The organism is Microbacterium sp. NPDC055599 (assembly GCF_053618975.1).
Window position 1 is genome coordinate 1,871 of the sequence record NZ_JBSHIM010000036.1, and the last position, 263, is coordinate 2,133.

Annotated in this window: 1 protein-coding gene; it reads right to left on the minus strand. The window is 28.9% G+C overall.

Annotated features, from left to right (window positions below; translation table 11 throughout):
- Positions 1 to 263: hypothetical protein (locus ACWGQ1_RS18425; RefSeq protein WP_452313528.1), on the minus strand; the 263-nt coding region annotated here is incomplete at both ends.

Sequence of the window (263 nt, forward strand, 5' to 3'; positions counted from 1 at the left end):
TTTTATATTTATATTTAGTTCTTTTATTCAATTCTCCCCATTTGCCTTCTTCATGAATTAACATGTAAACCATTGCTTGTTCATTTAATTTTTCTGGCGAAGTCCAATCTGGTTTCAAGATATGTAAATCATTAAAACAATCATTCCAGTAATCCACCATATCTCTTTTAAGTTCAATTTCTACACGCCATAAGTGATCAGACATAACTTCGACATCTGCGTTATCTTTACGTTCTTGTTTTTTGTTATAAATTCTAATAAAT